Raw genomic sequence first — 8,428 nt, forward strand, 5'->3', positions numbered from 1 at the left:
CCGGGCGCCCCGATCAGCGGCATCCACCAGGACCTGACTTTGCTGGTGCGCCAGCAGCTGGACGTACTGGCCAACCAGGCCCTGACCTGGCAGGGCGAGGCCTGGCCTGGCGCTCCAATGGAGTGGGAGGTGGAGCGCGACCCCTATGGCGGCGATCCGGACTCCGCCGGGTCCACCTGGGCCACCCGCCTGAAGCTCGACCTGCCGCGCCTGGGCCTGGTGGACGCGCGCCTGAACCTGGCGGGCGACCAGCTCGTGCTGCAGGTGGTCGCGCCCCACAGCGCCGCCGAGATCAACGAATCCTCCGACCTGCTGCGCTCGCGCCTGCTGGCCGCCGGCCTCACGCTCAGCCACCTGGTGGTGAACGTGGTCGACCCCCGCCCCGTCGTCCCCACGGATTTCTGATGCGTACCGTGCCACCGCCCGACCAGGGCCCGAACGCCAACCGCAATGCCGCGGTCGCCATTTCATACGATGACCGCGACGCCGCCCCGCGCGTGGTGGCCAAGGGCTACGGCCAGTTGGCCGACACCATCGTGCGTGCCGCCGAGGAAAACGGCCTGTACGTGCACGAATCGCGCGAACTCGTCGGACTGCTGATGCAGGTGGACCTGGATTCGCATATTCCTCCCCAACTCTACGTGGCGGTGGCAGAATTGCTGGCCTGGCTCTATCGCCTCGAATCGCGCGAACTCCCCGAAGCCGCGCCGCCTGCCTGACCCCTCTCTCTAAGGACCACCACCGTGTTGGATGCCAGCGATCCGGAATTCCTGCTCACGCGGCCGGAAGACATGCGCGCCGCGCTCTTCGAACTGACGCACCCCGACAGCCACATCCTGGTGCGTGACGCCGCGGACCGGGAAATGGCGGTGTTGGTGCTGGGCGCCGACAAGCAGACCCGACAGTTTTTCTGGCGCCCGCGCGATTACGCGGGCGCCGACTTCGAGCAGTCCGACAGCATGGGCCTGCTCAGCGGCACCACTTTCCATTTCCACGCGACGGCTTACGGCGGCGTGCAGATCCGCTTCCGCGTCTCGCGTCCCGAAGTCATCCATTTCGATGACGGCAGCGCGGCGCTGATGTCGCCCTTCCCCGAACGTCTGGCGCGCATCCAGCGCCGCAAGATGTTCCGGGCCTCGCTGGTGACCCATGCCAACCGCTGCCAAGCGTCCTGGCGCCCCGCTCCCACCGACAAGCCGATCAGCTTCTCGGTGCGCGATATTTCGGTGGACGGGGTGGGCTTGCGGGCGGAGCTGGCGGTGCAGGCCCTGCCGCAACGCGGCACGGTGCTCGAAGACGTGCAACTGGATTTCGGCGAGCTGGGCAAGCTCAATGCGCACCTGGAAGTCCGCAATGTATACCCGATCTCGGGGCAGCCCATGACCCAGGCCGCCAGCCCCGACGAGCCGGCGCCGACCCACGTGTCGCTGACGGGCGAGCCGCCAATGAGCCATTTGGGCGCGGTCTTCCTGAACCTGGACGCGCGCCAGGAGAACTGGTTGCAGCAGGTGGTGTGGCGGCTGGAGAAGACTGCCCGCTGACCGCACGGGCATGCATGCCGCACGGGGGGCGGAGGCGCCCCGGTTCGGCGCCGAAAACGCGGCGGGCGAACGGGCCTGAGAAAGGCCGTTGACCACAACGACCGGCAAGAACAACCGACAATAACAACCAACAAAAACGACCGACAGGAACGGCGGGCCACAACGGCCGGCGGAAACACCAATCGCCAACGGCTGACCACAACCGCTGGCAACGTGCCTTCGCGCGGGGCAGGCGCGGCTGCCGCCCCCCCCCCCGTGATCCGCTCCGACTGGCCGTTACACGGCCATCGACGAGATTTCCTTGTAGGCGGCGACCAGCTTGTTGCGCACCTGGACGGCCGTCTGGAAGCCGATGCTGGCTTTCTGCAGGTCGATCATGACGTCGTTGAGCGACACGTCGGGCGCGCCCAGTTCAAAGGCCTTGGCCTGGGCGGTGGCGGCGTTCTGCGCGGCGGTGACGCGGCGGATGGAGCGATGCAGCTCGGCGGCGAAGCCGTCGGGTTGGGCCACGCTTTCGCCGGCGGCCAGGTTGCCGGTTTCGGCCTTGGTTACCGCCACGCGCATCTGCTGAAGCATGCTTTCGATGCCGGACAAGCCTGATACAGCCATTACGTTATTCCTTGCTGGTAGGACGAGGGACTACGCCCAGGATGCTGGCAGCGTAACCCGCCATCGCGCGCGCCATAGCGGCTAAAAGCCGCCAAAACACCCGATATTTCCGCGAATGCCCCACAGCGGCCGGCACCCGTCGCGACCGCCCGCGTCCACCTGCCGCGCTCGCTTGTCGACATAGAGGACAAGTAACGCCAAAAAACCGCTGTTTTCAACGATTGGGTTTGCTAACGCAGCAGCAATAATCCAGGCTCTCCCCAGACCAGAAGCACGTTGCATGTGTAATCTGCCCTACCCGAACATGAAGTCATTTTCCCTGCTCCGCGAAGCCAGCGGGAGCCGCCAATGAATCAGCAGGCTACCCTGAGCGCGTCGCTTCTGGCGAAGTTTCCCGTGTTGGAAAAGATACGTGCCCTGCCCAAGCCGATCCTGCTCGGCGCGGCCGCGGCGCTGGTCGCGCTGATCGTCGCCGTGGCGATGTGGAGCAGCGAGCCCAAGTACAAGGTGCTGTTCTCGAACCTGGACGACCGCGATGGCGGCGCCATCGTGACCGCCCTGGGCTCCATGAACGTGCCGTACAAGTACAACGACACCGGCACCGCCCTGCTGGTGCCGGCCGACCGCGTCTACGACGCCCGCCTGCAACTGGCCTCGCAGGGCCTGCCACGCGGCGGCTCGGTCGGCTTCGAACTGATGGACAACGCCCGTTTCGGCGCCAGCCAGTTCGCCGAACAGATCAACTACCAGCGCGGCCTCGAAGGCGAACTGGCGCGCTCGATCGAATCCATGCACACCGTGCAGCATGCCCGCGTGCACCTGGCCATGCCGCGCCAGTCGCTGTTCGTGCGTGAACGCCAGCCGCCGACCGCCTCGGTGCTGCTGAACGTCTACCCCGGCCGCAGCCTGAGCGATGCCCAGGTCTCGGCCATTTCCTGGCTGGTCGCCTCCAGCGTGCCGGAACTGACCGCCGAAAACGTCTCGATCGTCGACCAGAACGGCCGCCTGCTGTCCGCCCCCACCGGCGAGGGCCGCGGCATGGACGCCGACCAGATGCGCATGGTCCGCGAGACCGAGCAGCGCACCGTCGAACGCATCCTCACCATCCTCAACCCGCTGGTCGGCCCGGGCAACGTCCACGCCCAGGCCAGCGCCGAAATGGATTTCTCGCGCCGAGAGGAAACCTCCGAGGTCTACCGCCCCAACCAGGAGCCCGGCCAGGCCGCCATCCGCAGCCAGCAGACCAGCGAGTCGAACCAGCGCGGCATCAATCCCGCGCAGGGCGTGCCTGGCGCGCTGTCCAACCAGCCCCCGGCCAACGCCCAGGCGCCGATCGCCAACCCGCCGCAGACCCAGCCGCCGCGCCCGGGCCAGCCGCAACAACAAGGCCAGCAGCAACAGCAGACCGCCACCGGCGCTGGCGCCCAGGGCGCTGGCGGCACCGTCAGCGATCGCCGCGACGCCACCACCAACTACGAGGTCGACCGCACCATCAGCCACATCAAGCAGCCGGTCGGCACGCTCAAGCGCCTGTCGGTCGCCGTGGTGGTCAACTACGTGCGCGACAAGGACGGCGAACTGGCCGCCCTGCCGCCCGAGGAACTGAGCAAGCTCACCAACCTGGTGCGCGAGGCGATGGGCTACTCCGAAAGCCGTGGCGACTCGCTGAACCTGGTCAACAGCCAGTTCAACGACGGTCCGCCGGCCGTGCCGATGTGGCGCGATCCGGAAATGATCGCCCTGTTCAAGACCATCCTGGCCTGGCTGGTGGGTGGCGTGCTGGCCCTGTGGCTGTACCGCAAGATCCGCCGCTCGGTGGGCGACTACCTGTACCCGCCGGTCGATCCTGAAGTGGCCGAGGCCGAGCGCATCGAAGCCCAGCGCGAGGCCCAGGACCTGGCCCGCGCCAAGGAAACCGACCGTTACCAGGACAACCTGGAACGCGCCCGCACGATGGCGAACAAGGATCCGCGCGCCGTCGCGATGGTCCTGCGCACCTGGATGACCAAAGATGAAAAATGATGCCAAGCCCATGGACGGCATGACGCGCAGCGCCGTCCTGATGATGTCGCTGGGTGAAGACGCCGCCGCCGAGGTTTTCAAGTACCTCACCGCCCGCGAAGTCCAGCAGGTCGGCGCCGCCATGGCCAGCCTCAAGCAAGTCACCCGCAACGACGTGGCCGTGGTGCTGGAGGAGTTCCGCCAGGAAGCCGACCAGTTCATGGCCGTCACGCTGGGATCGGACGACTACATCCGCACCGTGCTGACCAAGGCGCTGGGCAGCGACCGCGCCGCCGGCCTGATCGAGGACATCCTGGAAGCCGGCGAAGGCGGCAGCGGCATCGACGCCCTGAACTGGCTCGACCCGCACACCGTAGCCGAGCTGATCGGCGACGAGCACCCGCAGATCATCGCCACCATCCTGGTGCACCTGGAACGCGACCGCGCCGCCGGCGTGCTGGCGCTGCTGACCGACCGCCTGCGCAACGACGTCATGCTGCGCATCGCCACCTTCGGCGGCGTGCAGCCCGCGGCCCTGTCGGAACTGACCGAAGTGCTCAATTCCGTGCTGGCCGGCCAGGGCGCCAAGCGCAGCAAGATGGGCGGCGTGCGCACCGCGGCCGAGATTCTCAACATGATGAATTCGGCCGAAGAGGAAACCGTGGTCGCCAGCCTGCGCGAACGCGACAACGACCTGGCGCAGAAGATCATCGACGAGATGTTCGTGTTCGACAACCTGCTCGACGTCGAAGACCGCGCGATCCAGCTCATCCTCAAGGAAATCGACAACGACACGCTCATGGTCGCGCTCAAGGGCGCCCAGGAAGAGCTGCGCGCCAAGTTCCTGCGCAACATGTCCAGCCGCGCCGCCGAGATGCTGCGCGAAGACCTGGAAGCGCAAGGCCCGATCCGCATGTCGAAGGTCGAGGGCGAGCAGAAGAAGATCCTGCAGATCGCCCGCCGCCTGGCCGAGAGCGGCCAGATCGTCCTGGGCAATTCCGGAGACGACGCGTATGTCTGAAGCGGATACCGGCCAGTCGACGCTCATCTCGCGCAGCGCCGCCTGGCGGCGCTGGCAGATGCTGTCGTTCGACGAGCCGCCGCCCGTCGAAGTGGAACCCGAGCCGGAACCCGACCCGGGCCCCGATCCGGAAGTGGTGATGGCCCAGTTGCGCGCCCAGGCCATCGCCGAGGGCCGCGAGGAAGGTTACGCGCAAGGTCATGCCGCCGGCCTGGAAGCCGGCCGCGCCGAAGGCCATGAAGCGGGCCTGGCCGCCGGCCGCGAAGCCGGCTATGCCGAAGGCCTGGCCCAGGCGCGCGAACAAGGCGCCCAGGAAGCGCAACAGCTGCACGCGTTGCTGCAAGCCTGCGCTGAATCGGTGGGATCGCTGGAAGAAAAGATGGGCCAGAGCCTGCTGACGCTGGCGCTGGACATCGCCCAGCAGGTCGTGCGCACCACGCTGGCCGAGCAGCCCGAGACCGTGGCAAGCGCCGTGCGCGAAGTGCTGCACATCAACCCCACCGCCGGCGGCCAGATGCGCCTGTGGGCCAATCCGGCCGACATCGAGCTGATCCGCCTGCATCTGGCCGACGAGCTCAAGGAAGGCCACTGGCGCGTGCTCGCCGACGAATCCATCGCCCGCGGCGGCTGCCGCGCCGAGACGCCATTCGGCGACATCGACGCCACCTTGCAGACCCGCTGGCGCCGCGTCGCGGCCTCGCTGGGCCGCAACGTCCACTGGGAGGACCCGGCGTGAGCGCCAATCCGGCCCCCGCGCAGCCCGGCCAACCGGCCGTGCCCGTGATCGACCGCTGGCAGACCCAGCTGCAGATCGGCTCGATCCGCGCCGCCTCGACCGACCCCTGGCTGGTCAGCGGCAAGATCACGCGCGCCACGGGCCTGGTGCTGCACGCCACGGGGCTGCGCCTGCCGGTGGGCGCCGCCGCGCGCATCGAGATCGCCCGCGGCCACGACCACTGGGCCGACGCCGAAGTGGTCGGTTTCGACGGTCACACCCTGTACCTGATGCCGCAGGCCGACATTTCCGGCCTGCCGCCCGGCGCCCGCGTGGTGCCCGGCGAACCGCCCGTGCAGCGCCAGATCCCGCTGCCGCGCAAGGCCGAGCTCAATGGCAACGCCAAGCCGCAGCTGGGCCGCCACCTGCCGGTGGGCAATGCCCTGCTTGGCCGCGTGCTGGACGGCGCCGGCCGGCCGCTGGACGGCCTCGGTCCGCTGACCGGCGCCGAACTGGCGCCGCTGTCGGCCCAGCCGATCAACCCGCTGTCGCGCGCCCCGATCGACACCGTGCTCGATACCGGCGTGCGCGCGATCAACGGCCTGCTCACCGTCGGCCGCGGCCAGCGCATGGGCCTGTTCGCCGGCTCCGGCGTCGGCAAGAGCGTGCTGCTCGGCATGATGGCCCGCTACACCAAGGCCGACGTCATCGTGGTCGGCCTGATCGGCGAACGCGGCCGCGAAGTCAAGGAATTCATCGAGCACAACCTGGGCCCCGAGGGCCTGGCGCGCTCGGTGGTGGTGGCCGCCCCGGCCGACGTCTCGGCGCTGCTGCGCCTGCAGGGCGCGGCCTATGCCACGCGCCTGGCGGAACACTTCCGCGACCAGGGCCTGGACGTGCTGCTGATCATGGACTCGCTTACCCGCTACGCCATGGCGCAACGCGAAATCGCGCTGGCCATCGGCGAGCCGCCCGCCACCAAGGGCTATCCGCCGTCGGTGTTCGCCAAGCTGCCGACCCTGGTCGAACGCGCCGGCATGGGCGCGCCCGGGCCCAGCGGCAAGGCCGGCTCGATCACCGCGTTCTACACCGTGCTGGCCGAAGGCGACGACCAGCAGGACCCGATCGCCGACTCGGCCCGCGCCATCCTGGACGGCCACGTGGTGCTGTCGCGCCATTTGGCCGAATCCGGCCACTACCCCGCCATCGACATCGAGGCCTCGATCTCGCGCGCCATGACCTCGCTGATCACGCCGCAGCAGTTCTCGGTGGTGCGCCGCTTCAAACAGACGCTGTCGCGCTACCAGCGCAACCGCGACCTGATCGCCGTGGGCGCGTACGCCGCCGGCAACGACCCGCAACTGGACGACGCCATCGCCCGCTACCCGCGCCTGGAAGCCTTCCTGCAGCAGGATATTGGCGAGAACGTCGGCTACGAGGACGCGGTGGAACAGTTGCGCGCCAGCTTTGAATTGAGGGACACCTATGCCTAGCCAATTGCCTCTGGACATGCTGATCAACCTGGCCAAGGAGAGCACGGACGAAGCCGCCCGCCTGCTTGGCCGCCTCAGCACCGAGCGCACCAATGCCGAACGCCAGCTCGGCATGCTGCAGGACTATCGCCAGGACTATCTGGAGCGCCTGCAACAGGCCATGACCACCGGTATGTCGGCCAGCGACTGCCACAACTATCAGCGCTTCATCGGCACCCTGGACGACGCCATCGGCCAACAGCAGAACGTGCTGCGCCAGGCCGACGAAAACCTGGCCAAGGGCCGTCTCTACTGGCAGCAGGAAAAGCGCAAGCTCAATTCGTACGACGCCCTGGCGCAACGCGAATTGCGCGCGCAGGCCGTGGTGGAATCCCGCCGCGAGCAGCGCGCCAACGACGAATACTCCGCCCGCCTGGTCCAGCGCCAGGCCGGGATGCATTAATTGCCCACAGGAAGCCCAAGATGACCGCTCCCCTGCCCACGCCCGCCATCGCGCCCGCCGCGCCGGTCTCGATCGCCGACACCCTCGGCGCCAAGTCCGCGGCCGCCTCGACCAAGAAGGGCCCGTCGTTCTCCGACGTGCTGGCCCAGCAGCGCCCGAACCCGTCCGCCGACGCGCGGCCGGCCAATAACAACGGCGCCAAGGCGCCGGCGTCCGGCGGCAAGCCCTCCGGCGACGCAGCGGCCAACGCCGAAGACGCCGCCGCCTCGGCCATCGACAACGCCGTGCAGACCGCGACCCAGGCCGAAGCCGGCGCGCTCGCCGTCGCCGCCGCGCAGCAACCCGCCACGCCGGTGGTGTTGCCGGAACAGGCGCTGGAAATCGCCGCCCAGGCCGCCGAGCAGGTCCAGCTGGCGCGCGGCAACGCCCAGGCGGCCGCCACGGCCATCAGCAGCGGCGCCGCCGTGGTGCAGGCTGCCCTGACCGCCAACGACGCCATCGCCACCCCGCGCACGCCGGTGGCCGCCACGGCGCAGCAGGCCGAAGCCGCCGCCGCCCTGGCCCAGCCGCGATGCGCAGATCGCCCAGCCGGTGGTCACCGCCGCC

Annotated in this window: 10 protein-coding genes and 1 pseudogene; 9 read left to right on the forward strand and 2 right to left on the reverse strand. The window is 68.8% G+C overall.

The genetic code is table 11. The annotated features are described in order from the left end of the window. The 3 genes from fliK to AruCF_RS16105 all read left to right on the forward strand — a co-directional run. Nucleotides 1-405, forward strand: a 405-nt coding sequence (fliK, locus tag AruCF_RS16095; RefSeq protein WP_254431135.1) for a flagellar hook-length control protein FliK, incomplete at its 5' end; no start/stop codon positions are given. Next, nucleotides 405-719, forward strand: a complete 315-nt coding sequence (locus AruCF_RS16100) for an EscU/YscU/HrcU family type III secretion system export apparatus switch protein (RefSeq protein WP_049074310.1) — start codon at nt 405-407, stop codon at nt 717-719. The genes fliK and AruCF_RS16100, both read left to right, overlap by 1 nt. A 24-nt stretch (nt 720-743) precedes the next feature. Then, nucleotides 744-1,541 carry a flagellar brake protein gene (locus AruCF_RS16105; RefSeq protein ID WP_049074312.1) on the forward strand — a complete coding sequence of 266 codons (798 nt, stop codon included), beginning with the start codon at nt 744-746 and terminating at the stop codon, nt 1,539-1,541. A 276-nt stretch (nt 1,542-1,817) separates the two neighbouring features. Here AruCF_RS16105 and fliE read toward each other — a convergent pair whose 3' ends face one another. Both fliE and AruCF_RS29215 read right to left on the reverse strand, forming a co-directional pair. Beyond that, nucleotides 1,818-2,150, reverse strand: a complete 333-nt coding sequence (gene fliE / locus AruCF_RS16110; RefSeq protein WP_049074315.1) for a flagellar hook-basal body complex protein FliE — start codon at nt 2,148-2,150, stop codon at nt 1,818-1,820. 81 nt (nt 2,151-2,231) lie between these two features. Next, the gene (locus AruCF_RS29215; protein WP_156517846.1) at nt 2,232-2,432 is read right to left on the reverse strand and encodes a hypothetical protein; all 201 of its coding nucleotides are present in this window, start codon (nt 2,430-2,432) and stop codon (nt 2,232-2,234) included. A 66-nt stretch (nt 2,433-2,498) separates the two neighbouring features. Here AruCF_RS29215 and fliF point away from each other — a divergent pair, with 66 nt between their 5' ends. The 6 genes and pseudogenes from fliF to AruCF_RS29955 form a co-directional block, all read left to right on the forward strand. After that, nucleotides 2,499-4,172: a flagellar basal-body MS-ring/collar protein FliF gene (fliF, locus tag AruCF_RS16115; RefSeq protein ID WP_049074318.1), complete on the forward strand. Its 1,674-nt coding sequence runs from the start codon at nt 2,499-2,501 to the stop codon at nt 4,170-4,172. Continuing rightward, nucleotides 4,162-5,172, forward strand: coding sequence for a flagellar motor switch protein FliG (gene fliG / locus AruCF_RS16120; RefSeq protein WP_049074321.1), 1,011 nt, complete (start codon nt 4,162-4,164; stop codon nt 5,170-5,172). Before fliF ends, fliG begins: the two co-directional genes overlap by 11 nt. Next, on the forward strand, nt 5,165-5,908 hold the full coding sequence (gene fliH / locus AruCF_RS16125) for a flagellar assembly protein FliH (protein WP_049074325.1): 744 nt from the start codon (nt 5,165-5,167) through the stop codon (nt 5,906-5,908). The genes fliG and fliH overlap by 8 nt, the downstream gene beginning before the upstream one ends. Next, nucleotides 5,905-7,380, forward strand: coding sequence for a flagellar protein export ATPase FliI (fliI, locus tag AruCF_RS16130; RefSeq protein WP_049074327.1), 1,476 nt, complete (start codon nt 5,905-5,907; stop codon nt 7,378-7,380). Before fliH ends, fliI begins: the two co-directional genes overlap by 4 nt. Next, nucleotides 7,373-7,822 carry a flagellar export protein FliJ gene (gene fliJ / locus AruCF_RS16135; protein ID WP_006385228.1) on the forward strand — a complete coding sequence of 150 codons (450 nt, stop codon included), beginning with the start codon at nt 7,373-7,375 and terminating at the stop codon, nt 7,820-7,822. The genes fliI and fliJ overlap by 8 nt, the downstream gene beginning before the upstream one ends. Nucleotides 7,823-7,842: 20 nt before the next feature. Then, nucleotides 7,843-8,428, forward strand: a pseudogene (locus AruCF_RS29955) (flagellar hook-length control protein FliK); the annotation flags it as partial.

The sequence above is a fragment of the Achromobacter ruhlandii genome (genome assembly GCF_002082135.1).
In the GTDB taxonomy this organism is placed as follows: domain Bacteria; phylum Pseudomonadota; class Gammaproteobacteria; order Burkholderiales; family Burkholderiaceae_B; genus Achromobacter; species Achromobacter ruhlandii.

Coding starts and splice junctions, on each gene's coding strand:
- AruCF_RS16100 (WP_049074310.1), top strand. CDS start 405: ATGCGTACCGTGCCACCGCCCGACCAGGGCCCGAACGCCAACCGCAAT.
- fliE (WP_049074315.1), bottom strand. CDS start 2,150: ATGGCTGTATCAGGCTTGTCCGGCATCGAAAGCATGCTTCAGCAGATG.
- AruCF_RS29215 (WP_156517846.1), bottom strand. CDS start 2,432: ATGCAACGTGCTTCTGGTCTGGGGAGAGCCTGGATTATTGCTGCTGCG.
- fliF (WP_049074318.1), top strand. CDS start 2,499: ATGAATCAGCAGGCTACCCTGAGCGCGTCGCTTCTGGCGAAGTTTCCC.
- fliG (WP_049074321.1), top strand. CDS start 4,162: ATGAAAAATGATGCCAAGCCCATGGACGGCATGACGCGCAGCGCCGTC.
- fliH (WP_049074325.1), top strand. CDS start 5,165: ATGTCTGAAGCGGATACCGGCCAGTCGACGCTCATCTCGCGCAGCGCC.
- fliJ (WP_006385228.1), top strand. CDS start 7,373: ATGCCTAGCCAATTGCCTCTGGACATGCTGATCAACCTGGCCAAGGAG.